This is a genomic window from Paenibacillus sp. (genome assembly GCF_031177825.1).
In the GTDB taxonomy this organism is placed as follows: domain Bacteria; phylum Bacillota; class Bacilli; order Paenibacillales; family YIM-B00363; genus Paenibacillus_AE.
The window spans coordinates 40,437-64,091 of the sequence record NZ_JAPSKE010000020.1; the positions used below are offsets into that span (position 1 = coordinate 40,437).

Here is a 23,655-nt window from a genome sequence, read left to right on the forward strand (position 1 = left end):
TTAGATTCGTATCTATGACGAACCCATTATATCAAATACGATATGTGAAGAGTTTGTGGAAATGGCGCGCGCTGAAGAAGGTCACACTAACAGAACGGCAGAGACAAGGAGGAAGCTTGTTTGGGCAGGAAGACGATTTTTCGGGAGCATATCGTTCGGCATCGGTGGTCGTATTTGATCGGCTTCGCGCTCGTCACCGTCTCGTCCTTGCTGCAGCTGCTCATCCCGGCGCTCATGGGACGGTTCACCGACAGCCTCGAGGAAGGGGAGCTCGGCCCGGCGCGCATCGCGGCGTTCGCGCTCGGCATCGCCGCGGTCGCCTTCGGGACGGCGTTGTTCCGCTCGATCAGCCGGATTTCGATGTTCCGGCTCGCCCGAGTGCTCGAGAAACGGGTGCGCAACGATCTGTTCAAGCATTGGGAGCGCCTTCCCGTGCAGTATTACAACAATCAGCGGGTCGGCGACCTGATGGCGCACGGCGTCAGCGACGTCGGCGTCATGCGCGAGGTGACGATGGGCGCCTACTACCAGGTAGCGGAGGCGGTGGTGTTGATCGGCGTCACCGTCGGGGCGATGGCGCTCAGCATCTCGCCGCTTCTTACGCTGCTGACGCTGCTGCCCTTGCCGCTGCTCACGTTCATGGCGTACCGGTTCCACAACAAAGTCATGCGGCAGTCCGAGGACGTCCAGAGCGCGATCGGCGACATGACGAGCCGCGTGCAGGAATTCGTCGCCGGCGTCCGCGTCGTCAAGGCGTACGTGCAGGAGAAGGCGGAGACGGCGAAGTTCGAAGCGTCCAACGCGCAAGCCGTGCACACGAACCGGGAGTTCGTGAAGACGAACTCGCTGTTCAACGGCGCGAGCCAGGGCATCGTCGGCGTCTCGTTCCTCATCTCCGTCATCGTCGGCGGCGTCATGGTGCTCGAAGGCGGAATCACGCTCGGCGAGTTCGTCGCCTTCAACACGTACTTAACGCTCATCATCGGCCCGATCGAGAGCATCGGCAAGGTGATGAACACGCTGCAGAAGGGCTCCGCCTCGGAGAAGCGGCTGCTCGAGATTCTCAATACGACGCCGGAGGTCACCGACGGGCCGGACACGAACGAGTCGATCGCGCGGATCGGCGGGGAAATCGCGTTCCGCGGCTTGACGTTCAAGTATCCCGGCGCGAAGCGGCCGGCGCTGCGCGACGTTACGCTCCACGTGCCGCGCGGCAGCTCGCTCGCCATCGTCGGCAAGGTCGGCAGCGGGAAGAGCACGCTCGTCTCCCTGCTCGTCCGCATGTATAACCCGCCCATCGGCACGCTGTACGTCGACGGCAACGACATCCTGACCGTGCCGCTTAAGACGCTTCGGGAGAACGTCGGCTTCGTGCCGCAGGACGGCTTCTTGTTCTCCTCGACGATCAAGGACAACATCAGCTTCGACCCGAAGCCGCATTCGATGGACGAAGTCGAGGAGGCGGCCCGGCTCGCGCAGGTGTACGACAACATCGTCGAGTTTCCGGGCGGCTTCGATACGGCGCTCGGCGAGCGGGGGCTGTCGCTCTCCGGCGGCCAGCGCCAACGCGTCAGCATCGCCCGCGCGATCATCAAGAAACCGTCGATCCTCGTCTTCGACGACAGCTTGTCGGCGGTCGACACCGAGACGGAGGACCGGATCCTCGCCGGGCTCGACCGCGTCATGAAGGGCCGCACGACGATCATCATCGGACACCGCATCTCGTCGGTGCGCCGCGCGGACCAGATCATCGTGCTCGACCAAGGCCGCATCGTCGAGCGGGGCGACCACGACGCGCTCGTCCGGCTCGGCGGCATCTACGCGGACATGTATCATAAGCAGCTGCTCGACGACGAAGCGCGCCGCACGGATTCGCGGGAGGAGGCGTTGAACGGATGAGAGACATTCATCAAGAACGAGAGGTCGCGAAGCTCGGCGACTCCCAGCTGATGCGGCGTCTGATCCGGTACGCGACGCCGTATTGGAAGCCGTTCGCCCTATGCGTGCTGCTGGCGTTCCTCGTCGTGGCCGCGGACCTCGGGCGGACGTTCCTGATCAGCGTCGCCATCGACGACCATATCAACGGGTACCGCCAGCCGATGGTGGCGGCGGAATCCCGCGCCGAGCTCGAGCGGCGCGGCTTCGAGCCGCTCCCCGGGGACACGGGGGCTATGGCTTACGCGCGCGTCGGCTGGGACGCGGCGGAACCGCCCGGCGATCTGGCGAAGGCGCAGATCGTGGAATCCGGCGACGGCGCCTACCTCGTCGCGGGATGGCTGCCCTCCGAAGCGAAGGGCGGGTACGAGGTGACGCCGGGGGCGGACGGCGCGGCGAGCGTGACGACCGAAGACGGCTCGGCGCTGCGGGCGACGGCGCTGACGCCGGATCAGGTCGACGCGTTCCAGGCGGGCGACGCGCCGGCCATCTGGCGGCTCGGGGGGCTGTTCCTGATCGCCGTCGTCGGCGCCGCGCTGCTGTCCGTCTGGCAGATGAACCTGCTGCAGTTCACTGGACAGCGCATCCTGTACACGATCCGCGACCAGCTGTTCCGGCATATCGGCCGCATGCCGATGTCGTTCTTCGACCGCAATCCGGTCGGGCGGCTCGTCGTTCGCGTGACGCAGGACACGGAGGCGCTCAACAACCTGTTCACGCAGGTGCTCGTCACGCTCGTGAAGGACGTGCTCGTCCTGATCGGCATCGTCGGCGTCATGTTCTACTTGAACGCGGAGCTCGCGCTGCTGACGCTGTGCGTGCTGCCGGTGCTCGCGGCCATGACGTTCTGGTACAAGTCGGTCATCCGGGAAGCGCAGCGGATCACCCGCACGATCTTGTCCCGGCTCAACTCGTTCCTCGCGGAAAACCTATCCGGCATGCGCATTACCCAGATGTTCGTCCGCGAGCATCGGCAGTGGCAGCAGTTCGACGAGCTGAACGAAGGGTATTTCCGGGCGGGCATGCGGGGCACGGTCATCAACTCGATCTTCCAGCCGGCGATCGGCTTCGTCGGCAATCTCGCCGTCGCCCTGCTGCTCTGGTACGGCGGGCTCCGCGTGCTGGACGGGGCGCTGCAGTTCGGGGTCGTGTTCGCTTTCACGATTTACGTCCGGCAGTTTTTCAACCCGCTCATGAGCCTCGCGGAGAAATTCGGGCAGGTGCAGACGGCGATGGTCGGGGCGGAGCGCATCTTCGACCTTCTGGACGAGAAGCCGGCCATGACCGAGACGGAGAAGCCCGTCGCGCTGCCGCAGCCCTTGAAGGGCGAAATCCGGTTCGAAAACGTCTGGTTCGCTTACAACGGCGAAGAATGGGTGCTTCGCGACGTCTCGTTCGTCATCCGTCCGGGCCAAACGGTGGCGTTCGTCGGCGCGACCGGGGCGGGCAAGAGCTCCATCATCCAGCTGATCAATCGGTTCTACGACATCCAGAAGGGCCGCATCCTGCTCGACGGCGTCGATATTCGGGAGCTGCCCATCGCGGAGCTTCGCCGGGCCGTCGGCATCGTACAGCAGGACGTGTTCCTGTTCACCGGCACGATCGCTTCGAACATCCGGCTGAACGAGACGGACATCACCGACGAACAGGTAAGGGAGGCGGCGAAGCGGGTCCGCATGGACGAATTCGTCCGGTCGTTGCCGGAGGGGTACGACACGCTGCTCGGCGAGCGCGGCGTCACCTTGTCGCTCGGCCAACGGCAGCTGCTGTCGTTCGCCCGCGCCATCGTCTTCCGGCCGCAGGTGCTCATCCTCGACGAAGCGACGTCGAACATCGACACCGATACCGAGCTCGTCGTGCAGGAGGCGCTCGCGGAGCTGTCGCGCGGCCGGACGACGCTCGTCGTCGCGCACCGGCTGTCGACGATTCAGCACGCCGACCAAATTATCGTCCTGCACAAAGGGAAAGTACGGGAAACCGGCAACCACGCCGACCTGCTGTCGCAAGCCGGTTACTACTACCGTTTGCATCAGCTGCAATACAAGGACCGCCAGACGGCTGCCGCTGGGGCGGCGGAATAGAGCGAAGAGGGTGTCCGACGCCGGTAGGCGCGGGGCACCCTCTTTGCTTCTTTCTGACCTGATTTCCTTAGCTCAGGAACAAAATCCCCCAAACGAACGCCTGAGGAAAGGAAATCGAGTTAGAAAGGACGTCGGACTCTGACCTCGCCGAAGGGGAGGAATTATTTTCCTGATGTAGAATGGTAAGTTAGGGATAAATCGGGAGGGAGAAGCGAACGAATGAACGAGGAACCGGTCCTATCGATTCGAGACCTGCGCATGAAATACGATGACCGCTACGTCCTGAACGGCATCGACTTGGAGGCGTACCCGGGGCAGATCATCGGCTACATCGGCCCGAACGGGGCGGGGAAGAGCACGACGGTGAAAATTATGCTCGGCCTCGTCGAGGGCTATACCGGCGAGGTGAAGCTGTTCGGCAGAAGCGTCGGCGACGGCGACCTTGAATATAAGCGGCGCATCGGGTACGTGCCCGAGGTGTCGGATTTGTACGACAGCCTGACGGCTGCGGAATACGCGACGTTCGTCGGGGAGCTCTACGGGCTGACGTACGAGGAGGCGGAGCGGAAGGCCGAGCGGCTGATGGGGCTGTTCGGGTTGGGGGATGCGTATCGGTCGCGGATTTCGTCGTTTTCCAAGGGGATGCGCCAGAAAACGATGATCGTCTGCAGCCTGCTGCACGATCCGGATATTTTGTTCTTGGACGAGCCGCTCAGCGGACTCGACGCGAACAGCGTGCTGATCGTGAAGGAGGTTATGGCGAGACTGGCGGCGAGGGGGAAGACGATCTTCTACTCCTCGCACATTATGGAGGTCGTAGAGAAGATCAGTCACAGGATCATCCTGATCGACGGCGGGCGCGTCGCGGCGGACGGTACGTTCGAGGAGTTGAGCGCGCAGAACGAGAAGGGGACGCTCGAGGATATTTTCAACCGGTTGACGGGATTCCACGAGCATAAGGAGCTTGCGGAGCGGTTCGTCGACGCCGTGCAAGAGGGACGGCCATGAGGGACTATCCGACGCTCAAGGCGCTTGACGCGTTCCGCGGGCTGTTCGCGTTGGCCGGCGTCAATTATCCCGTCATGCGGCGCATCCTGCAGGCGAAGCTGACGATGGACCGCCGGCGGACGCCGACGGCGTTCTCGCAATATAACGCTAAGGCGGACGACGGCCGCGACCGGAACGCGCTCGCGGGGGCGCTGTGGCTGTACGCGTTGATGGGGCTCATTATGGTGCCGTTCGTCATCTTGGGAGACGCGTTTTGGTTTCAGATGAGTCTCGTGTTCGGCATCTTCCTGTTCTTCGCTTCGACGGCGATGATTTCCGACTTCTCGTCGGTGCTGCTCGACGTGCGCGATCGGAACGTGCTCGGCACGAAGCCGATCGACCGGCGGACGATCGGCGCGGCGAAGGCGGTGCACGTCTTCCTCTATCTCGCGACGGTGACCGCCGCGCTGATCGCGGGGCCGCTCGTCGCGGGAACGATCAGGCACGGCCCGGGGTTCGCGGCGCTGTTCCTCGCCGCCGTCGCGCTGATCGATCTTCTGGTCGTGGCGGCGACGGCGATGCTGTACGCGGCGCTGCTCCGATGGTTCGACGGCGAGCGGCTGAAGGATACGATCAACTATGTGCAGATCGCGCTGTCGATCGCGATCACCGCGGGATATCAGGTGCTGGCCAGATCGTTCGGCCTCGTGGATTTGCAGGCCGGCTTCGAGCCGAGCCCGTGGCATCTGCTGCTGCCGCCGCTTTGGTTCGCCGCGCCGTTCGAGCTGCTGCTTCGCGGGACGACGGGAACGGTCGCCGCGGCCGGGGCGATCTTGGCGTTCGCGGTGCCGATCGCGGCCATCGCGCTCTACGCGCGGATGGCGCCGGCGTTCGAGCGAAGCCTCGTCAAGCTGGCGTCGCACGGCGGCAAGCCGCGGCGAAGCGGCTCGCGGCGGACGTCGGGGCGGCTGGCGAAGCTGCTCTGCGCGTCCCGGGAGGAGCAGGCGTTCTTCCGATTCGCGTCGTCGATGCTGACGGCGGAGCGGGAGTTTAAGCTCAAGGCGTACCCGTCGCTCGGCTTCGCGCTCGTATTTCCGTTCATCTTCCTGTTCCAAGGCCTTGCGGATATGAGCTTCGCGGAGATGGCGGCCACCCGGTGGCATCTGTCGATCTATCTCGGGGGAATTATGATCCCTTCCGTGTTATATATGTTGAAGTACTCCGGGGCGTATAAAGGTGCGTGGATATTCCGCGTCGCGCCGTCGGCGGATCGGAGCGCGATGCATCGCGGCACGGTCAAGGCGGCGCTGACGCGCCTCTTGGCCCCCGTGACGCTGCTGCTCGGCATCGCGTATTTCGCGATTTTCGGCATCGGCTTCGCGCCGCACTTCGCGGCGGCCGCGCTCGGATTTTGTTTGTACGCGGCCTTGTGCTTCTTATTTTCGAAGAAGACGCCGCCGTTTTCCGAATCGTTCGTCGGGGCGAAAGGGGGCGGCATCGAGATGATCGCGTTCATGCTGCTGCTCGCTGCGTTCTTCCTCTTGCATCTGGCGTCGACGTACGCGGTTTGGGGCGTCTGGGCGTATATCGCCGTCCTGCTCCTGGCGAATCGGTACGTCTGGAGGACGGCGTTCCGGGTTTCCTAACGATCCGTGTATACTGATGGGAAAGGGAGGTGCGTCTTCATGGCTGAGATGCTGGACGTATTCGACGAATCGATGCGGCCGATCGGGGTGCGGTCCCGGGAGGAAGTCCACAAGCTAGGACTGTGGCACCAAACGTTCCAATGCTGGTTCGTGCGGCGGATCGAGGGCGTCGATTTTATTTATTTTCAAGAACGGCACGAGTCGAAAGCGGATTTCCCCGGGCAACTCGACATTACGGCGGCGGGCCACCTGAGCGCGGGCGAGACGCTGGCGGACGGCGCGCGCGAGATCGAAGAAGAGCTCGGCGTCGCGGTCCCTCGGGGAGCGCTCGCGTACGCCGGCTGCAAGCCTTACAAGTACCGGAAGGACGGATTTATCGATCACGAGTTTTGCCATGTGCACTATTACGTGTGCGAGCTGCCGCTCGAGGCGTTCCGCTTCCGGGACGGTGAAGTGTCGGCGATCGTGCTGATGACGCTGGCCGACGCGCGTCGGATCGTACGGGACGCGGATGCCGCCGCGCAGGCCGTTCGCGCCGTCCCCGAACGGGGGGAGCGGCGGGACGTCGTCGTGCGTTGGGCGGACCTCGTGCCGCACGAGAAACGATATTACGAAGCGGCGTTCGACGAAGCGGAGCGGCTGCTGGCGCGCGGTCGAGCGGAAGTTCCCCCGACCTGAGACCGGAAGGACGGATGGCGCGTAGTAGGATGGAGAATACTACGTTCAAAGCTGGAAGCCATGCCACAATTATCGGAACAGGAGGCGGATTCGATGCAAGCGACTATGGAAAGCGAAGCGTATTTGCGCTCGGAGCTGCAAGCCATCGAACGTTGGGAGTCCGACCAGAAGGATTTATGGTTTTGGGAGAAGCTCGGACGGCTGCCGTTCGTCTTGCTCGACAAGGTGACGCCGAAGATCGTGCACGAGAAGATCGGGATCGCGTTGAACGAAATCGGGAGCTTCATTCAGACGGGAGGACAATACCTCGTCTCGGAGCGCGAGATCGTAGGTCGGGTGGAGAAGGAAGCGCTCGGCAAGGAAGGCGTCGTCGGCTTTACGCTCGAGCACGTGCGGCAGGCGCCGCTCGACGCGATGGATCGAACGGCGGACGCGCTGGCGGAGAGCCGCGCGAATCTCGCCACCGCTCAAGGCGCGACGACCGGCTTCGGCGGCTTGTTCACGCTGGCGATCGACATCCCGGCCGTGCTCGGGCTGTCGCTGAAGGTGCTGCAGGAGATGGCGCTGTGCTACGGGTACGACCCGCAGCAGAAGCATGAGCGCGAATTTATCGTCAAGTGTCTCCAATTCGCGTCGTCCGACATCGTCGGCAAGAAGGCGGTGCTGGAGGACTTAGACAAGACGGCGGCCGCGCGGAGCGGACAGAGCGGCGAAGGCGGAGAAGGGAGCGCGATGTCGCAGCTGCAAGGCTGGCGCGAGGTCGTGGCGTCCTACCGCGACAACTTCGGCTGGAAGAAGCTGTTCCAGCTCGTGCCGATCGCGGGGATGGCGTTCGGGGCGTACATTAACCGCGGCACGCTCAAGGACGTGGCGGAAGCCGGGAAGATGCTGTATCGCAAGCGCAGAATCATGGAGCGGCTTGCCGCTTCGAGCCAGCAAAACCAATAAAATAAGGGCTTGCCGATTCTTGCTCTCGACGTTGCGTCGGGAGCTTTCTTTCGCATGGAGCCGCAAACGCCGCGTTCCGTCCTGAGAGGACAAAATATTTCGTTCGTCTAGGCAGTTGTCCACATACACCGCTTACACCTCACATATGATGAAGTATCATGGTGGGAGGTGATAGGGATGGATAAATTCTGGTCCTATCTAGGCGGAGTCATCGGCGGGTACACGTTGGTCCAAGCGCCTCTTGGCAGCTTCGGGCTCGGCGGATTGGAGCCGGTGCTCGACATCGTGGGCGCGTTATCGATGATCGTGTTCGGCGCGGCGCTTGTCGTGAAAGGCGTGTTTACGCTCGTCGGCAAATAAGCGAAGGATATGTACGGAGACCCCCGGCCCGGCGGCCGGGGTTTTTCGTGCGCGGAGGGAGCGGGGGGCGCGTTCACCGCGCCGGCTCCGGAACCGCTTCGATGCATCGCATTCCTTCCGGTACCGCTTCGGTCGGCGCGGGCGTGTACACCGTCATGACCGCATCCTCCCGGTCCGCGAGGATGAACGCATGCGCGACCATCTTCACGTGTCCGCTCTCCGGATGCGCCGCCACGTCGGGACCGTTCCGCAAGCACAAGACCGAATGCTCCGTCCACCAGTCGGCGAATTCGGCGCTCGACGCCGCGAGCGCGGCGACCGTCTCTTGATACCAAGGATCTTCGATATGCTTCGCATAGTACGTCCGGAATCGGGCCGTCAAATCTTTCGCCATCTGTTCCCAATGGCCGAACCTTGTCTTAAACTCCTCCTTCGTAAACATGAGCCACAGAAGGTTTCGTTCGCGCCCGCCGTCCCCGGCGGCGTCGAACCCGCCGAACAGCAGTTCCGCCGGCCGATTCCATGCGACGACGTTCATCCTTCGGTCCATGACGTACGCCGGGAACGGGTCCAGCCGATCGAGCACGGGCTTCAGCGCATGCGCATCGATGTCGTCGTAAGCTTCCTCCGCGATGCGAGCAGGCATCCGTTGATCCGCCAGAAGAAACAAGTGAACGCGCTCGTCTCTCGAAAGCCGAAGCGTCCGTGCCAAGCTCTCAAGCACCTGCTCGGAAACGCGAATGTCCTTGCCTTGCTCCAGGGACGTATACCAAGGGAGCGAGATGCCCGCCAGCGCCGCCACCTCTTCCCTCCGGAGTCCTTTGGCTCGGCGCCGCGCGCCTTGCCCCGCAGGCAATCCGACGTCGTCGGGCGCCAGCCGCTCCCTGCGCGTTCGCAGGAAATCCCCTAACTCCGCTCTTCTCATAACTCCGTCCATCCGTATCTCACTCCGACATCCTAATAGTTTTTATAGTAGTATTGCTGATCGTACCGCTAAACATTATAGAACAATTACGGTTCTTCCTCCGCCGCCCGGGGCGCCGTACAATCGGCGTAGAAAGAAAATTCCCATATCGGAAAGGAAGTTTTATCGTATGACCGCTTTACTCTATATTAACTCGCATCCGTTGGAAGCGCACGAGTCGATGTCCCTGACCGCGGCGGAGCGTTTCCTAGAGGTTTATCGCGATACACGGCCCGAAGACGAGATCGTCCGACTCGATCTGTACCGCGCCGACGTCCCGGCGTTGGACGCCGATGTGCTTAGAGGTTGGAACGCCTTGCGCTCCGGCGCCGCGTTCGACGACTTGCCGACGGAGGCCAAGAAGAAAATCGCGCGTCTCGGCGAAATCGTCGACCAGTTCCTTGCGGCCGACAAATTTCTCATCGTCTCGCCGATGTGGAACTTCTCGTATCCGCCCGTGCTGAAGGCGTATTTGGACGCCGTCACCGCCGCGGGCAAGACGTTCCGCTATACGGCCGAAGGACCGATCGGCCTCGCGACCGGCCGTAAAGCGATTCATATTCAGGCGAGCGGAGGCGTCTACGGCGAAGGTCCGGCGGCGGCGGCCGATCACGGTCATCGCCATCTCCGAGCCGTATTGAATTTCATCGGGATTACGGACGTGGAGCGCTTCGGCGTCGAAGGGCATAATCAATTCCCGGAACGGATGTCGGAAATTAGAGAGCAAGCGTTGGAACGAGCGGCGGCGCTCGCCCGGATTTGGTAAGCGCGCCCAGTTGGGCATAGAGGCGGGGAAGGGAACAGAGATGTTCCCTTTTTTTTTGCGTGCCGAGGCGCCGGAAAGAAGAAAATTCGATTCGAGCGCCGGAGACGGACTCCTCTCCGAGCCGCGGATCTAGTATAGTAGAGGGAAAAACGAGGAGTGGATCGGCATGGACAAGCTGCGCGCCTGGGCGAAGCGGCTGAAGCGGCAATCGCTAACGCTGTATTTCGCCGCGCGGCGTTCGGATACGCCGTGGTACGCCAAGGCGGTCGCCGCGGCCGTCGTCGCCTATGCGTTCAGTCCGATCGATTTGATACCCGATTTCATTCCGGTGTTAGGGCTGCTGGACGACGTCGTGCTGGTGCCGCTCGGCGTCTGGCTGGCGCTGCGGCTCGTGCCGGACGCCGTCCTGCGCGAATGCCGGGAAGAAGCGGAACGCCGGCTCGCGGAGGGCGGCCGGAAGCCGGTCTCGCGCGTCGGCGCCCTCTTCGTCGGCGTCGCGTGGATCGTCTGCGCTGCCGCTCTGGCGGTTTGGCTGCTGCGCCGCTTCTAACTTTCCTGCTGCTTATGATGCGGGCAATACTTGCGCATCAGCTCGGCGGTGTCGGCGTCCAGCGGACGCCCCCGCTGTTCCAGCTCGTGCGACACGTGGTCGGTGCGGGCTTCGGGCCAGTTTTGCCCGAACTTGAACTTCGCGGTCATGTCGTCGACGACGATCTTGATCATGCCGACCGCCTTGAGCTCCTTCGCGTATTGCGGATGCTGCGGGGTGATCGGCTCGTACCCGCCTTCGGGCTGGAGCTTGCGCATGAACGCCTCGAACGCGGCGGCCTTCTCCTCGGGGTCCTCCACGACGACGGCGGAGCCCCGAACGAACACCGACTTGAAGAAGGCGGTCGCGGGACACGCCATCTCCGGGTCGGTCCAGTAGGAAGGAATGAGCGCGAACTCCTTGGCGACGGCGAAGGTGACGCGTTCGTTCGCTTTCAGGTTCCTCATTTTCTGCCCGACGCGGCTGCCGTGCATATAGAACGCGCCGCCTTCGTAGACGAAGTTGATCGGCGTCATGTGCGGGTATCCGTCGTCCCCGTGCGTCCCGAGGAATCCGAACGTCATCTCCCGCAGGAACGCCTCGATCTCCTCTTCTTCCTTCATGTGAAACGTGCTTCTTCTCATCTGCTTTCGCCCCCGGCTCGCTTGAATTTATCCTATTGTAAGGTTCGGATTGACAAGGGAAAAGATCCAATTTAGATTGGTTTTACTGGACCAATTCGAACATCGGAGGACGCCCTATGGACCTGCTGACATCGTATGAACGGTATGCGCGGGAATACCCGCAGAAGTATATGGCGCTATACCACGCGCTGCGGGACGCGATCGTCGGCGGCCGCGTGGCGCCCGGCGAGCGGCTGCCCTCGAGCCGCGCGCTGGCCGCGGCGTACGGCTTGTCGCGCGGGACGGTGAACGCGGCTTACGATTTGCTCGCCGGCGAGGGGTACGCGGCGGGCGGAGTCGGGCGCGGCACGTTCGCTTGCTACGCGCCGCCGGGGGGCGCGGGCGGGGCGGGCGCGGCCGCGTCGGCGCAGCCGAAGCTGTCCGCCTGGGGCGCGCGCCTGGCGGCGGGGCTGGCGCCTCCCCGGGAGCGGGAGGCGCGGGGCTGGGCGGTCGACTTCACGACCGCCCGGACGGACGCCGCCGCGTTCCCGGCGGCGGAATGGCACCGGGCCGCGTACGCGGCGGCCCGGGAGACGGCGGCGGGCCGCGCCGACGCCGCCCATGACGCGCAAGGGTGCCTGCCCTTGCGCCAGCAAATCGCGCGCCACCTCGGGCGCGCGCGCGGCATCGCGACGACGGCCGAGCGCATCGTCGTCGTGAACGGCTCGATGCAGGCGTTGGCCCTGCTCGTGCAGCTGCTCGTCGACCCCGGCGACGCGGTCGCGATCGAGCGGCCCGGCTACGGCGGCATCCGCCGGGCGGTGCTGGCGGCCGGAGGCGTGCCGCTGGACGCCGACGTCGACGAGCGCGGCATCATCCCCGCGCCGTGGCAAGCCCGGCTGCTCGTCGCGACGCCGAACCGCCAGTTCCCGACCGGCGCGGTGCTGCCGCTCGAGCGGAGGCTCGCGCTGCTGCGCTGGGCCGCCGGCGCCGACGCGTGGATCGTCGAGGACGACTACGACAGCGAATTCCGCCACGCCGGCCGGCCGGTAGAGCCGTTGAAGTCGCTCGATTCGCAGGGGCGCGTCGTCTTCGTCGGCACGTTCTCGCGCACGATGTACACGGAGCTGCGGGTCGGGTACGCCGTGCTGCCGGACGCGCTGCTGCCCGCGTACGCGGCGCTGAAGCGGCTCTACGAGCCGCACCCGACGGGGCTCGTAGAGCAGCTCGCCTTGGCCGCGTTCATGAAGAACGGCGGCTACGAGCGCCATCTGCGGCGCATGAAGCGCGTGTACAGCCGCAAATATGAAACGCTCATCGCGGCGCTGCGAGAGAAGCTCGGGCACGTCTTCGAGATGCGGCCGCAGGACGCGGGGCTGCATGTGTACGCCCGCTGGACGGGGGAGCGGGACGCGTACGAGGCGCTGATCGAGGCGTGCGCGGCGCGGGGCGTCGCTTGGTCCGACGCCTCGTACGAACGGGACGGCGAATGGATAGGCGCCGCCGCGTTCGGCTTCGCGGGCGTCGAACCGGAGGCGATCCGATTCGGGGTCGAGACGATCGCTGCGGCGGAAGCCGAAGGAAGAAGGAGGGAACGCGGATGAAGGAGAGACGACGTCGGCCATCGGCGATCGCGGCGTTATGGCTTTGCATCGCCTTGGGGGCGCTGACCGCCTGCGAGCGGGAGCCTGGACCGGAACCGGGGCGGATCGACGGGACGACGGAGTCGACGCAGCCGGCGGGGACGGAGACGGAACCCTTCCCGGAGCATGCCTTCGACCGGGTCGCCGTCCCGCCAGGTTGGGCGTTCCGCCACGAACGCGCGGACGAAGACGGGCGGGCGTCATATGTCCTTAGGGAATACGCCGTCGACGACGCGCCGGCGGTCGTTCGCCGCTGGTTTCTGGAGGAGCTCGATCGGGTCGGCGGTACGGTCGTATGGTCGCATGGCGGGGAGGAGGACGCATCGCAGGACGTCGATTACGGGGCGATCGCGGAAATTCCTTCCCCGGCCGGGAACGAAACGCTAAGCGTCTATTACGGATCGACCGCGGGAGCGCCGAACGTCGCGCTGCTCCGAACGCGGTACGCGGACGGCCTGCAGGAACAGCCTTATCTCGAAGATCATCCGCTGGTCGTTACGGTGCCGATGGCGGATGGGTCGGAGAAGGACGTGTTCCGGGGGTACTACGAGCATGAGCATACGGACATCTACCTTGTGCATTTCTATACGGCGGCGTTTTTTAAGGAGCTAGAGCGGACGGAAGGCGCGCTTCGCGCGGAGCCGGCGTTTCGGGTCGGGTATTTCGACGAGAAGGGAGAAGAGCTGGACCCGTACGAAAACGAAGTGACCGAATCGTCGAAATTCGGCGTGAAGTTCGACCCCGGCGCGTTGCCCGAGGGGGAGCGGGAGCGAGCCGCCTTCCTGCGGGCGCTGGCCCGAACGGCGCTGCTCGGCGATCGGTCGATCTATCGGGACGTGCCGGCCGACAAGGCGCTTTACTTCTGGATCGGCGCGAAACAAATCGCGGTCGTGACCGCGGGGGATTTGCTGTAGCCGTATAAATCTAGCGAAACTTGGCCATCCTCTCTAGTAAATAGAATTCGGTTACTAGAGGAGCGATTCGGATGAAGAGGTTTGTCGGATGGATGGCGGGAGCGGCATTGGCGTTGGTATGCGCGGCGGGGCTCGGCGGGTGGATGCCCGCCTTCGCGGCGAACGCCTCCTCCGGTTCGCCGGCGGACGACGCGTCGCGCCTCGCCGCGCTGGCTTCCGGGCTCATCGCCGAGGACGGCCGATTGTGGGTCGTCGGCGTTCGCACGTCGGACGGACTCGCGCGATGGAGCGGCGAGGACGAGGCGGAAGCGCTCCGATGGATCGAGCGGCGGCAGGCGTCGCTGGAAGGCGAGAACGCCGATTGGTTCGTCAACGTCCAAGGGACGCTCGTTCCCGCCGACGTGGAAGCGGTTTGGCCCCGCCTGACGGACGCCGCCGATACGACGCTCGTCGAAGGGTACGAGGATGGAACGACGTTCAGCTACAGCTACCGCGCGCCGACGTTCTCGGCGTCGGTGGGCGAAGGCGACGGCTCGATCCACCTGATGGCCGCCGCGCATCTGGACACGGAGACGGGGCTGTGGCGGCTGACGCTTGGCACGCCGGTCGTCATGATCGAGTACTAGAGAGGCGGAACCTCCCTAAATTGGAAAATAATTTTCGTTCGTCGGAAGGAACTGTTGTTCGCATGTCGAAATGATAGGGAACAACTGGCGAGGACGGAGATCAACCCATTTTCCCGAGGGGGTAGCCCATGAGCAAGAGAGTGTTAGTATTGGTCGGAACGAACAAAGGCGTATTTTTCTACGAATCCAACGAGGATCGGCGGGAGTGGAGCCTGAAGGGACCGTTCCTGTCCGGCTGGGAGGCGTACAGCGTGTTCGGCGACGGCCGCAGCGGGCGGTTGTTCGCGGGCACGTCGCATGCGGCGTACGGTCCGTCCATCCGCGTGTCCGACGATTTCGGCGAGAGCTGGACGCAGATCGAGGACAGTCCGTCGTTCTCGCAAGAAAGCGGTTTCTCGATGAACCGGATTTGGCAGATCGCGCCGGGGCACGAGAGCGAGCCGGGAACGCTGTTCGCGGGCACGGAAGAGGCGGGTCTGTTCGTCAGCCGCGACGGCGGGGACCACTGGCGGGAGCTCGACGCGCTCACGAAGCATCCGACGCGGCCGAATTGGTTCCCGGGGGCTGGCGGCATGTGCCTGCATACGATTCTCGTCGACCCGCGGAACGCGAAGCGGATGTGGGTGGCGATGTCGGCGGTCGGCGTATTCCGGACCGAGGACGGCGGCGAGACGTGGCAGCCGCGCAACGTCGGCCTCGCCCGCGTGCCGACGGGCCAGCCGTACGACGAGGTCGGCTATTGTATCCATAAGATGGTGCTGGATCCGGCGAACCCGGATACGCTCTACATGCAGGAGCACGGAGGCGTGTTCCAGTCGAACGACGGCGGCGACAGCTGGTTCCCGATCGAGGAAGGACTGACGATGAAGGAAGGCGATATGCCGTTCGGCTTCCCGATCGTCGTCGCCCCGAACGGCGATTTATTTCTCGCGCCGCTCGAGAGCAGCGAGCTGCGGACGATGCGGGACGGCAAGCTGCTCGTGTACGGTCGTTCGCGGGGCGACGACGCATGGGCGCCGGTCGGCGACGTCGTGCCGGACGAACAGCGGCACGTAAGCGTGCTGCGCGACGCGATGGCGGTCGACGGCTTGGATTCGTACGGCGTGTACTTCGGGACGACGTCGGGCGAGGCGTTCTGTTCGATCGACCGAGGGCGGACGTGGACGCGCCTGCCGGGTCAGCTGTCGCGCATCCTGTCGGTGAAAACCTGGGTGCTGGAGGCGTAGCGGGAATGCTCATCGAGGTCAGCGTGCCGATGCTGCTCAGCGACTGCACGAAGGGAAAGACGCGGTTCCCGCTGGAAGCGGAGACGCTCGGGGAGGCGCTCGATCGATTGGCTTCGGACTACCCTCTGCTGAAGCGCCACCTGTATACGGAGCAAGGGAAGCTGAGACAGCATGTGCTCCTCTTCCTGAACGATGATAATATAGAGTGGTTGGAACGGTTCGACGTCCCTCTGCAGGCGGGGGACAAGCTGCGCGTGCTGCAGGCCGTCTCCGGCGGATAAGGGAGGAGGCGCGGGACCGTGGCGGATTTGGAACGGTATTCGAGGCAGATGCGGTTCGCGCCGATCGGCGCGGCGGGACAAGAACGTCTCGGCGCTTCCGGCGCGTTGATCGTCGGCATGGGGGCGCTCGGCGCCGTCCTCGCGAGCCATATGGTTCGCTCCGGCGTCGGGCTCGTCCGGTTTGCGGACCGCGATTACGTAGAGAAGAGCAATCTGCAGCGGCAGATGTTATACGACGAGGACGACGCGGAGGCCGGGCTGCCGAAGGCGGTCGCGGCGGAGCGCAAGCTGTCGCGCATCAACTCCGGCGTCCGGCTCGAGCCGGTCGTGGCGGACGTGACGGGGGCGAACGCGGAGGCGCTGCTCGACGGCGTCGACATCGTGCTCGACGGGACGGACAACTTCCGCACGAGGCTGTTGCTGAACGACGCTTGTTATAAGCATGGCAAGCCGTTCGTGTACGGCGGCGCGGTCAGCTCGCAGGGCATGACCGCCGTCTTCGTGCCGGGCGAGACGTCGTGTCTGCGCTGCCTGATCGGGTCGGACCCGGACGGCGGGGGCGAGACGTGCGATACGATCGGCGTCGTCTCGCCGATCGTCGATATCGTCGCGTCGTTCCAGGCGATCGAAGCGCTGAAGCTGCTCGTCGGCGCCTCGGAGGCGCGGCGGAGGAGCTTGTTGTCGCTGGAGATATGGCGGCATCAGCTGTTCGACATGAAGCTTCCGCCTTCGAAGCTCGATTGCCCGACGTGCGGCGCCGCCGGTTCGCGCCGGTATCCGTCGCTCGACGCGGCGGAGAGCGAGACGACGACGCTGTGCGGGCGGGAGACGGTGCAGGTGCGCGCGTCGAAGCCGTTCGATCTGGAACGGCTCGCGGAGCGGCTGGCGCCGGTGTGCGCTTTGGAGCGCAACCCGTTCCTGTTGCGCGCGACGCTGCCGGAAGGGGAACGCCTCGTGCTGTTCCCGGACGGGCGGACGCTCGTGCAGGGCACGGAGGACGTGGCGCGGGCGAAGAGCTTGTACGACCGGTATGTCGGCGGATGAACGCGCAAAGACCCAGGGAGCTCGGATGGACCGAGCTTCGCCTGGGTCTTTGTTTTGCGTGGAGCGGGCGGGCAGTAGCGGGGATCTACGAACGGGAAAAGTTCCCGTTACTTTCATGGCCGATGCCGAAATTGGCCGCCTGAACGGGAAAACCTCCCTCTCATTTGCCTGAAATGGACCGATAAGCCCGGATTCAGCAAAATGAGTGGGAGGTTTTCCGTTTCCCAACGGATTTGACGGGCGAAACTCACGAATGAGCGGATCTGTTCCCTCTCGCCTCACGCCTCGGCGGCCGGCTTCAGCGCGCCCTTCTCCGAGGCGCTCCGCGGCTTCGAGATGCCGCGGACGAGTCCGTACTGCGCGACGCCCGCGACGAGCAGCAAGCCGGCGATGACGCCGAACGCGGCCGCCCCGCCCCACAGCTCGAAGACGACGCCGAAGGCGACCGGCCCGAGGCCGCGGGACAGCTGCATGTTCATGCTGTACACCGAGAAGTACCGGCCTCGCATATGTTCCGGAGCGATCATCGAGACGGCCTTCTGCAGATGCGGGCCGCTCAGCATTTCGCCGAAGGAGAAGAGGACCTCGGCGAACAGCAGCAGCGCGAACCACGGCGCGAAGCCGTACCCGAGCGCGACGCAGGCGAGGAGGCCGTACGAGAGCAGCACTACGCGGTGGGTCGCCCACGATTCGGTCCAACGCGCCACCGGAATTTGCAGCAGCATGACGATCAGTCCGTTCATCGACAGCATCGTCGTGAGCATCATCTTGTAGTCGTCCGCGAACGTCGTCTGCAGGTGCAGCGGCAGCACCGTTTCTACTTGCGCATACAGCAGGCTGATCGGAATGACCAAGCCGGTCATCGCGAACAGCAGCCCATGGCCGCGGAACGTCAGCCGTTCCGACGGTCCGGCCGCCGCCGCGCCCGCCGCGTCCGCGCCGGCTCCCGCCGTCTTCGGCGGCAGCGTCTCGGGGATGTACCGCAGCACGAGCGCCAAGTACGCGACGAAGGTGACGGCCGAGAAGGCGAATACGATCTTCGGCTCCCACGTGAAGACGAGCAAGCCGAGCATCGGCCCGAAGGCGGCGCCGACGTTGAACGCCGCGTGCAGCGCGGCGAACACCTCGGCCCGGCGCTCCGGCCCGACGATGTCGGCGACCTGGGCGTTCGCCGCCGGATAGAACAGGCTCATGCCCACGCCGTTCAGGATCGAAAACAACGCGAAATGCCACAGCTCCTCGGACGCCGCGAAGCCCGCCATCGCCGCCGCGTTGACGATCAGCGCGCCGACCATGAGCGGCTTGCGTCCGTATTTATCGGCGAGGCCGCCGCCCCATAAGCCGACGAACATCGATGTCAGCGGCTGCAGGCCGACGATCAGCATCGGCAGCAGCACCGAGCCCTCCAGCTTGTCGTACAAGTAAAGCACCATGAACGGGCGAATCATGAAATTCGCGACGGTCGTCAGCGCGGTGCCGACGAGGCGAATCCAGATCGCGCGGTCGTAGCGGCCGGCGAGGCCGGCGAAGCGTCCTCTTCTCCACATACTCTCCCACACCCCGTGTTCTCTCTATAAGCGATTCAACTATTGTGTTTCATTATATCGGGGCGGAAAGAAACAAAAAGAGTAATTTCGCGAACGGGGATTTCCCCTTTTTCTACAAGCCGCCGATCAGCGCAATGACGACGGCCACCGTAAAGATGCTGAAGACGGTCGACGAAAATACCGCTTGCGAAGCGAAGTCCGGTTCGTTGTCGAATTCGACGGCGAGCAGTACGCTGCTCAGCGACGTGGGCACGGCGCACGACAGGACGAGCGCCTGGGCCAGCAAACCCTCGTACCCGAGCAGCCAGACGGCGAGGAAGCCGAGCGCGGGCGAGACGAGCAGGCGCAGTCCGTTCGAGAAGAAGACGAGATCGAACTTCGAGAGGCTCCACTTCATGTTGCCGAGCTGGGCGCCGAGCGTGAGCAGCGCGGTCGCGATGAACGCCTGCGCGATGTATTCGAGCGGCGTATAGATCGGCGAAGGCACCGGCACGTCGAAGCCCTTCATCAGGAGCGCGACCGGGACGACGTAGATGGCCGGGAACGTGAAGACGACTTTGAGCGCTTGTTTCAGTTCCATTTTCCGAGCGTTGATCGTGAAGATGCCGAACGTGTTCGGCAGCAGGCTCTGGATGACCATGATAATGAGCTGAATCGACATCGTGAACGGGTTGCTGGCGAAGACGAGCTGGTTGAGCGGGATGGCGAAGTTGGCGCTGTTGTAGAAGATAACGCTGTTCCGCATCGCGGACGGCATGCCTTCCTTCAACCCGCGCAGGCGGATGAACAGCTCGACGACGGCCATCAGCATCGCATAGAACACGGCGAAAAAGAGCAGCGTCCGAAACGCGGTATCGGTCGTGAACGTAGATTCATAAAGCATCGTAAACAGCATGGCCGGCGAGAAGAAATAGAAGTTCAGCTTGGACAGCGTCCGGATATCGAGCTTGAACGCGCGCTGCAGCGCGACGCCGAGGCCGATCATAATGGACAACGGAACGACGTTATTGAGCAGGATGTGCGTAAAGATCGTCATGATGGGTTCTCCACGTTCTCTCGTTTGATTTGTAAGTGCCATTATACCATGGGTTAGCGGCGGGCGACGCCCGCTATGTTATAATTCTAGCAAGGATTGGTAGATTTCTATGGAGGGATGAAAATGGCATTTTTCCAAGTATTAATCTCCCCGACGGCGGCGTTCGAGCGGCTGCGGGAACGAGGGGGCTGGATCGTCGCGCTCCTGCTCGTGTCCGCGTTGTCCGTCGCGGCGACGTATTTGCAATGGCCCTTGATCGAAAAGGAAATGCTCGCGCAGTTCGAGGCGCAGCAGCAACCGCTTGGAGCGGCCGAGATGGAGACGATCCTGAATATTTCCCGCGTGACGGCCTGGATCACCGGAGCGGTCATGCCGGCCGCGCTCATGTTTTTCGTCGGTCTTCTGCTCTTCTTGCTGAACATGATCGTTCGCGGCGAAGGAACGTACATGCAACTGTCCAAGGTTTCCTTGTATTCGATGATCCCCGGTTTGCTCGGCGGGCTGTTGACGACCGCGCTGGCGAAGGCGTTCGACGCCGATTCGATCACCGACGTCATGCTCAACGGCGGGGTACTCTTCACGGAGAAAACGGGGTTCCTCTTCACGCTCGTCTCGTCCGTGCTGGATCCGTTCGGCCTGTGGAGCCTCGTGCTGACGGTCGTCGGGGCCGCGGTCATGATGCGGAAATCCCCGAAGTCGGTCGCATTCTGGATCGTCGGCGCTTGGCTGCTCGTTCGTCTCGGCACGTCGCTCTTCGCGCTCATTCCGGCCGCGCCGGCGGCGTAATTCGCGGTCGCGGAGCACTCGAATCCTACAGAATCCTACATACGAAAGGTTGACCCTTCATGCGGAAGAAATGGCTATGGCTGCTTGCGCTCGTCCTCGTCGTCGGCGGCCTCGCGGCCGTGAACGTCATGAGGCTCGGATCGAGTCTGACGGTGGAGCTGGCGACGGCGGAGACGGGCGTGATCGCGGAATCGGTGTTCGCGAACGGGCGCTTCCATCCGGCGTCCGAACGAACGGTGTACGCGGATCGGGCGGGACGGGTCGCCGAGGTGCACGCGAAGCCGGGCGACGCGGTGAAGGCGGGCGACCCGCTCCTGACGTACGACACCGCGGAATGGCGAAGGCAGCTCGAGGCGGAACGCAATCAGCTGGCGATCGCGGCGTTGACGCGGGAGGCGGAGCGCAAGCGCAGCTTCGAAGCGGTGCGCGGGCAGACCGACGCCGCGGAAGCGGAGAAGGTGATGGACGCCGAAGCGAGCGCCGATCGGCTGCACGCGCTGCAGACGGCGTCGACGGAAGCGAGCATCGCAGCGTTGGAGCGCAATATCGAGAGGTCCGTCGTCCTCGCGGAGGCGGACGGCGTCGTGGCGAGCGCCGCGGTGCAGCCGGGCGCTTACGTATCTCCGGGCGCCGAAGCGTTCCGGCTCGCCGACGTGTCGCAGCTGCTCGTGAAGGCGGCGCTGAACGAGCTGGACGCCGGCAAGGTGCGGCCGGGGATGAAGGCGATCGTCTCCGGCGACGCGTTCGAGACGACGTTCGAAGGCGAGCTGACGTACGTAGCTCCGGTCGCTAGGCCGGCGGGCGTCGACGGGCTCGATTACGAGGTCGAGATCGAAGTGTCGCTGCCGCGCGGCGAAGTGCCGCCGGAGGTGGCGAAGCCCGGCTTCGCGGCGACGCTGGAGTTCGTGCTCGCGGGGGAGGAGCGGGTTCTCGTCCCGATCGACGCGGTGCGCTACTCCGGGCAGGACGCTTATGTGTTCGGCGTAACGGACGGGGCGGCCGTGCGGCTGCCGGTGACGGTAGGCAAAGACGACGGCGAACGCATCGAAGCGCTGAGCGGGCTCGCGGCGGGCGACGCTTACGTCTATCCCGTGCCGGAAGGCTTGACCGAAGGCGACGCCGTGAAGACGGGTGCGGACGAATGATTCGGCTCGAAGGCGTCTCGAAGACGTATCGGAACGGGGCGGTCGAGGTGCTAGCCTTGAAGCCGCTCGATCTCGCGATCGAGAAAGGCGAATACGTGGCGATCATGGGGCCGTCCGGCTCGGGCAAGTCGACGCTGATGAACATATTAGGCTGTCTCGATACGCCGACGAGCGGGACGTATACGCTCGACGGCGAACGGGTGGAGACGCTCGACGAAGAACGACTCGCGCTGGTGCGCAATAAGAAGATCGGCTTCGTGTTCCAGAACTTCCATCTGCTTCCGCGGCAGAGCATTTTGCGGAACGTAGAGCTGCCTTGCGTATACGGCGGCGTGCCTCGTTCGCAGCGGACGGAGCGAGCGAGGGAGCTGCTCGGGAAAGTCGGCCTCGGCGATCGCGTCCACCACCGGCCGAACGAGCTGTCGGGCGGGCAGCGGCAACGCGCGGCGATCGCGCGGGCGCTCGCGATGGAGCCGTCCGTGCTGCTCGCCGACGAGCCGACGGGGAACCTCGACGCGAAGTCGTCCGAGGACATCATGCGGCTGTTCGGGCGGCTGCACGCGGAAGGGGCGACCGTCATCTTGGTCACCCACGAGGCGGACATCGCGGCGCACGCGAATCGGGTGCTCCGGTTCGGCGACGGCGACATCGTCTCCGATACGAGGACGGTGAGCGAGCGATGACGATTTTCGAAAATTTGGCGATCGCGCTGGACAATTTGCGCGGCAACAAAATGCGGTCGTTCCTGACGATCATCGGCATCGTCGTCGGCATCGCCGCCGTCGTGACGGTCGTCTCGATCGGCCAGGCGGGCCAGTCGTCGATCGTCTCCGACATCGCGAAGTACGGGAAAGGCTACTTCGTCGTGCTGCCGGGCGGCGAAGGCGGAGGGACGGATGCGGATCTATTGATCACTTCGTCCGATCTGGACGCCGTCCGCAAGCTCGACGGCATCTCCGCCGCCGCGGGCACGACGTCCGCCCGCCTGACGACGACGATCCGCTCGACGGATTATCGGCTGGACGTGACGGGGACGCCGGCGGAGTACGCGAAGCTGGCGGGGCTGGACTATGCGGCGGGCGGCTACTTCACCGCGGCGGAGGAACGGTCGCGGCAGCGGGTGCTCGTCGTCGCGGACAAGTTCGCGACGGAAGCGTTCGGCAGCGCTCAGGCCGCCATGAACCAACGGTTGAAATTCGGCGGGCGCGTGTACCGCATCATCGGCGTATACGTGACTGAGGAGTCGCTGCTGAGCGGACTGGGCGGCACGGTGTACGGCGCTTACGCGCCGTCCGGCTCCTTGCCCGGCGCCTCCGCCTCCGTTCGGTACGGGTATGTGGAGCTGCTCGCGAACACCGGGGATACGGAAGAGCTTCGGGATATCGTCGCCGATGTGAAGGAGCTGCTCGCGAAGCGGCACAACGCTTCGCCGACCGACTATTTGTCCCAGACCGGCGAGGAAGCGCAGCAGCAGGTGTCTCAGGTGTTCTCGATCCTGCAGGTCATTATCGGCTCGATCGCGGGGATCTCCTTGTTCGTCGGCGGCATCGGCGTCATGAACATCATGCTCGTCTCGGTTACCGAACGCACGAGGGAGATCGGCATCCGCAAGGCGATCGGCGCGACGCCGGGGCTCATCATGGCGCAGTTCATGATCGAGGCGGTCATCTTGACGGTATTGGGCGGCTTGCTCGGCGCCGCCGTCGGGCTGCTGGCGTCGTGGGCGTTCTCGGTCGCGACGCAGTGGCCGTTCCTCGTGTCTTGGTGGGCCTTGCTGCTGGCCGTCGGCTTCTCGACGGTCGTCGGCGTCTTCTTCGGTCTGTATCCGGCAAGCAAGGCGGCCCGCATGCAGCCGATCGAATCGTTGCGCTACGAGTAAGTACCGGTCGG

At 64.2% G+C, this 23,655-nt stretch carries 23 protein-coding genes; 19 read left to right on the forward strand and 4 right to left on the reverse strand.

Going from position 1 to position 23,655, the window contains the following annotated elements:
- The first annotated feature begins 120 nt into the window (after positions 1-120).
- From RIN49_RS20130 to RIN49_RS20160, 7 genes are all read left to right on the forward strand, one after another.
- The gene (locus RIN49_RS20130; RefSeq protein WP_309121943.1) at positions 121-1,899 is read left to right on the forward strand and encodes an ABC transporter ATP-binding protein; all 1,779 of its coding nucleotides are present in this window, start codon (positions 121-123) and stop codon (positions 1,897-1,899) included.
- Positions 1,896-4,016: an ABC transporter ATP-binding protein gene (locus RIN49_RS20135; RefSeq protein WP_309121944.1), complete on the forward strand. Its 2,121-nt coding sequence runs from the start codon at positions 1,896-1,898 to the stop codon at positions 4,014-4,016. Before RIN49_RS20130 ends, RIN49_RS20135 begins: the two co-directional genes overlap by 4 nt.
- A gap of 219 nt (positions 4,017-4,235) precedes the next feature.
- Positions 4,236-5,024 (forward strand): ABC transporter ATP-binding protein, encoded by a 789-nt coding sequence (locus RIN49_RS20140; RefSeq protein WP_309121945.1) that lies wholly within the window; start codon positions 4,236-4,238, stop codon positions 5,022-5,024.
- A complete protein-coding gene (locus RIN49_RS20145; protein ID WP_309121946.1) occupies positions 5,021-6,649 on the forward strand; it encodes a hypothetical protein in 1,629 nt (542 codons plus the stop codon). The genes RIN49_RS20140 and RIN49_RS20145 overlap by 4 nt, the downstream gene beginning before the upstream one ends.
- A 39-nt stretch (positions 6,650-6,688) precedes the next feature.
- Positions 6,689-7,327: an NUDIX hydrolase gene (locus RIN49_RS20150; RefSeq protein WP_309121947.1), complete on the forward strand. Its 639-nt coding sequence runs from the start codon at positions 6,689-6,691 to the stop codon at positions 7,325-7,327.
- Between the two features lie 93 nt (positions 7,328-7,420).
- A complete protein-coding gene (locus RIN49_RS20155; protein WP_309121948.1) occupies positions 7,421-8,275 on the forward strand; it encodes an EcsC family protein in 855 nt (284 codons plus the stop codon).
- Between the two features lie 177 nt (positions 8,276-8,452).
- On the forward strand, positions 8,453-8,635 hold the full coding sequence (locus RIN49_RS20160) for a hypothetical protein (RefSeq protein WP_138195160.1): 183 nt from the start codon (positions 8,453-8,455) through the stop codon (positions 8,633-8,635).
- Positions 8,636-8,708: 73 nt separating this feature from the next.
- Here the strand turns inward: RIN49_RS20160 and RIN49_RS20165 are convergent, their stop codons facing one another.
- On the reverse strand, positions 8,709-9,560 hold the full coding sequence (locus tag RIN49_RS20165) for a helix-turn-helix transcriptional regulator (RefSeq protein WP_309121949.1): 852 nt from the start codon (positions 9,558-9,560) through the stop codon (positions 8,709-8,711).
- A 169-nt stretch (positions 9,561-9,729) separates the two neighbouring features.
- Between RIN49_RS20165 and RIN49_RS20170 the strand changes: the two genes are divergently transcribed.
- A complete protein-coding gene (locus RIN49_RS20170; RefSeq protein ID WP_309121950.1) occupies positions 9,730-10,365 on the forward strand; it encodes an FMN-dependent NADH-azoreductase in 636 nt (211 codons plus the stop codon).
- Between the two features lie 166 nt (positions 10,366-10,531).
- Entirely contained in the window at positions 10,532-10,915 is a 384-nt protein-coding gene (locus RIN49_RS20175; RefSeq protein WP_309121951.1) for a YkvA family protein, read from the forward strand.
- Here RIN49_RS20175 and RIN49_RS20180 read toward each other — a convergent pair.
- A complete protein-coding gene (locus tag RIN49_RS20180) occupies positions 10,912-11,538 on the reverse strand; it encodes a pyridoxamine 5'-phosphate oxidase family protein (RefSeq protein ID WP_309121952.1) in 627 nt (208 codons plus the stop codon). The genes RIN49_RS20175 and RIN49_RS20180 overlap by 4 nt on opposite strands.
- Before the next feature lie 116 nt (positions 11,539-11,654).
- Here RIN49_RS20180 and pdxR point away from each other — a divergent pair, with 116 nt between their 5' ends.
- The 6 genes from pdxR to RIN49_RS20210 all read left to right on the forward strand — a co-directional run bounded on the left by pdxR (position 11,655) and on the right by RIN49_RS20210 (position 17,251).
- On the forward strand, positions 11,655-13,121 hold the full coding sequence (gene pdxR, locus RIN49_RS20185) for a MocR-like pyridoxine biosynthesis transcription factor PdxR (protein WP_309121953.1): 1,467 nt from the start codon (positions 11,655-11,657) through the stop codon (positions 13,119-13,121).
- Positions 13,118-14,074: a hypothetical protein gene (locus RIN49_RS20190; protein ID WP_309121954.1), complete on the forward strand. Its 957-nt coding sequence runs from the start codon at positions 13,118-13,120 to the stop codon at positions 14,072-14,074. Before pdxR ends, RIN49_RS20190 begins: the two co-directional genes overlap by 4 nt.
- A gap of 71 nt (positions 14,075-14,145) precedes the next feature.
- Complete coding sequence (locus tag RIN49_RS20195) at positions 14,146-14,700, forward strand: hypothetical protein (protein WP_309121955.1); 555 nt, start codon at positions 14,146-14,148, stop codon at positions 14,698-14,700.
- 128 nt (positions 14,701-14,828) lie between these two features.
- Positions 14,829-15,926: a WD40/YVTN/BNR-like repeat-containing protein gene (locus tag RIN49_RS20200; RefSeq protein WP_309121956.1), complete on the forward strand. Its 1,098-nt coding sequence runs from the start codon at positions 14,829-14,831 to the stop codon at positions 15,924-15,926.
- A gap of 5 nt (positions 15,927-15,931) precedes the next feature.
- Positions 15,932-16,207, forward strand: coding sequence for a MoaD/ThiS family protein (locus RIN49_RS20205; RefSeq protein ID WP_309121957.1), 276 nt, complete (start codon positions 15,932-15,934; stop codon positions 16,205-16,207).
- Positions 16,208-16,225: 18 nt separating this feature from the next.
- A complete protein-coding gene (locus tag RIN49_RS20210; RefSeq protein WP_309121958.1) occupies positions 16,226-17,251 on the forward strand; it encodes a ThiF family adenylyltransferase in 1,026 nt (341 codons plus the stop codon).
- Between the two features lie 278 nt (positions 17,252-17,529).
- Here the strand turns inward: RIN49_RS20210 and RIN49_RS20215 are convergent, their stop codons facing one another.
- Both RIN49_RS20215 and RIN49_RS20220 read right to left on the reverse strand, forming a co-directional pair.
- On the reverse strand, positions 17,530-18,798 hold the full coding sequence (locus RIN49_RS20215) for an MDR family MFS transporter (RefSeq protein ID WP_309121959.1): 1,269 nt from the start codon (positions 18,796-18,798) through the stop codon (positions 17,530-17,532).
- Between the two features lie 112 nt (positions 18,799-18,910).
- A complete protein-coding gene (locus tag RIN49_RS20220) occupies positions 18,911-19,834 on the reverse strand; it encodes an AEC family transporter (RefSeq protein WP_309121960.1) in 924 nt (307 codons plus the stop codon).
- 123 nt (positions 19,835-19,957) lie between these two features.
- Here RIN49_RS20220 and RIN49_RS20225 point away from each other — a divergent pair, with 123 nt between their 5' ends.
- Genes RIN49_RS20225 through RIN49_RS20240 form a run of 4 tightly spaced genes read left to right on the forward strand, consistent with a single transcriptional unit; the run spans position 19,958 to position 23,644 of the window.
- Positions 19,958-20,620, forward strand: coding sequence for a YIP1 family protein (locus RIN49_RS20225; protein ID WP_309121961.1), 663 nt, complete (start codon positions 19,958-19,960; stop codon positions 20,618-20,620).
- Between the two features lie 59 nt (positions 20,621-20,679).
- Positions 20,680-21,765 (forward strand): efflux RND transporter periplasmic adaptor subunit, encoded by a 1,086-nt coding sequence (locus RIN49_RS20230; protein ID WP_309121962.1) that lies wholly within the window; start codon positions 20,680-20,682, stop codon positions 21,763-21,765.
- On the forward strand, positions 21,762-22,448 hold the full coding sequence (locus RIN49_RS20235) for an ABC transporter ATP-binding protein (RefSeq protein ID WP_309121963.1): 687 nt from the start codon (positions 21,762-21,764) through the stop codon (positions 22,446-22,448). Before RIN49_RS20230 ends, RIN49_RS20235 begins: the two co-directional genes overlap by 4 nt.
- On the forward strand, positions 22,445-23,644 hold the full coding sequence (locus RIN49_RS20240; RefSeq protein ID WP_309121964.1) for an ABC transporter permease: 1,200 nt from the start codon (positions 22,445-22,447) through the stop codon (positions 23,642-23,644). Before RIN49_RS20235 ends, RIN49_RS20240 begins: the two co-directional genes overlap by 4 nt.
- Positions 23,645-23,655: the final 11 nt, after the last annotated feature.

What these genes read in the sequence shown, in the direction of transcription:
- RIN49_RS20135 (WP_309121944.1), top strand. Translation starts at nt 1,896, where the DNA reads ATGAGAGACATTCATCAAGAACGAGAGGTCGCGAAGCTCGGCGACTCC.
- RIN49_RS20140 (WP_309121945.1), top strand. Translation starts at nt 4,236, where the DNA reads ATGAACGAGGAACCGGTCCTATCGATTCGAGACCTGCGCATGAAATAC.
- RIN49_RS20145 (WP_309121946.1), top strand. Translation starts at nt 5,021, where the DNA reads ATGAGGGACTATCCGACGCTCAAGGCGCTTGACGCGTTCCGCGGGCTG.
- RIN49_RS20150 (WP_309121947.1), top strand. Translation starts at nt 6,689, where the DNA reads ATGGCTGAGATGCTGGACGTATTCGACGAATCGATGCGGCCGATCGGG.
- RIN49_RS20155 (WP_309121948.1), top strand. Translation starts at nt 7,421, where the DNA reads ATGCAAGCGACTATGGAAAGCGAAGCGTATTTGCGCTCGGAGCTGCAA.
- RIN49_RS20160 (WP_138195160.1), top strand. Translation starts at nt 8,453, where the DNA reads ATGGATAAATTCTGGTCCTATCTAGGCGGAGTCATCGGCGGGTACACG.
- RIN49_RS20165 (WP_309121949.1), bottom strand. Translation starts at nt 9,560, where the DNA reads ATGAGAAGAGCGGAGTTAGGGGATTTCCTGCGAACGCGCAGGGAGCGG.
- RIN49_RS20170 (WP_309121950.1), top strand. Translation starts at nt 9,730, where the DNA reads ATGACCGCTTTACTCTATATTAACTCGCATCCGTTGGAAGCGCACGAG.
- RIN49_RS20175 (WP_309121951.1), top strand. Translation starts at nt 10,532, where the DNA reads ATGGACAAGCTGCGCGCCTGGGCGAAGCGGCTGAAGCGGCAATCGCTA.
- RIN49_RS20180 (WP_309121952.1), bottom strand. Translation starts at nt 11,538, where the DNA reads ATGAGAAGAAGCACGTTTCACATGAAGGAAGAAGAGGAGATCGAGGCG.
- pdxR (WP_309121953.1), top strand. Translation starts at nt 11,655, where the DNA reads ATGGACCTGCTGACATCGTATGAACGGTATGCGCGGGAATACCCGCAG.
- RIN49_RS20190 (WP_309121954.1), top strand. Translation starts at nt 13,118, where the DNA reads ATGAAGGAGAGACGACGTCGGCCATCGGCGATCGCGGCGTTATGGCTT.
- RIN49_RS20195 (WP_309121955.1), top strand. Translation starts at nt 14,146, where the DNA reads ATGAAGAGGTTTGTCGGATGGATGGCGGGAGCGGCATTGGCGTTGGTA.
- RIN49_RS20200 (WP_309121956.1), top strand. Translation starts at nt 14,829, where the DNA reads ATGAGCAAGAGAGTGTTAGTATTGGTCGGAACGAACAAAGGCGTATTT.
- RIN49_RS20205 (WP_309121957.1), top strand. Translation starts at nt 15,932, where the DNA reads ATGCTCATCGAGGTCAGCGTGCCGATGCTGCTCAGCGACTGCACGAAG.
- RIN49_RS20215 (WP_309121959.1), bottom strand. Translation starts at nt 18,798, where the DNA reads ATGTGGAGAAGAGGACGCTTCGCCGGCCTCGCCGGCCGCTACGACCGC.
- RIN49_RS20220 (WP_309121960.1), bottom strand. Translation starts at nt 19,834, where the DNA reads ATGACGATCTTTACGCACATCCTGCTCAATAACGTCGTTCCGTTGTCC.
- RIN49_RS20225 (WP_309121961.1), top strand. Translation starts at nt 19,958, where the DNA reads ATGGCATTTTTCCAAGTATTAATCTCCCCGACGGCGGCGTTCGAGCGG.
- RIN49_RS20230 (WP_309121962.1), top strand. Translation starts at nt 20,680, where the DNA reads ATGCGGAAGAAATGGCTATGGCTGCTTGCGCTCGTCCTCGTCGTCGGC.
- RIN49_RS20235 (WP_309121963.1), top strand. Translation starts at nt 21,762, where the DNA reads ATGATTCGGCTCGAAGGCGTCTCGAAGACGTATCGGAACGGGGCGGTC.
- RIN49_RS20240 (WP_309121964.1), top strand. Translation starts at nt 22,445, where the DNA reads ATGACGATTTTCGAAAATTTGGCGATCGCGCTGGACAATTTGCGCGGC.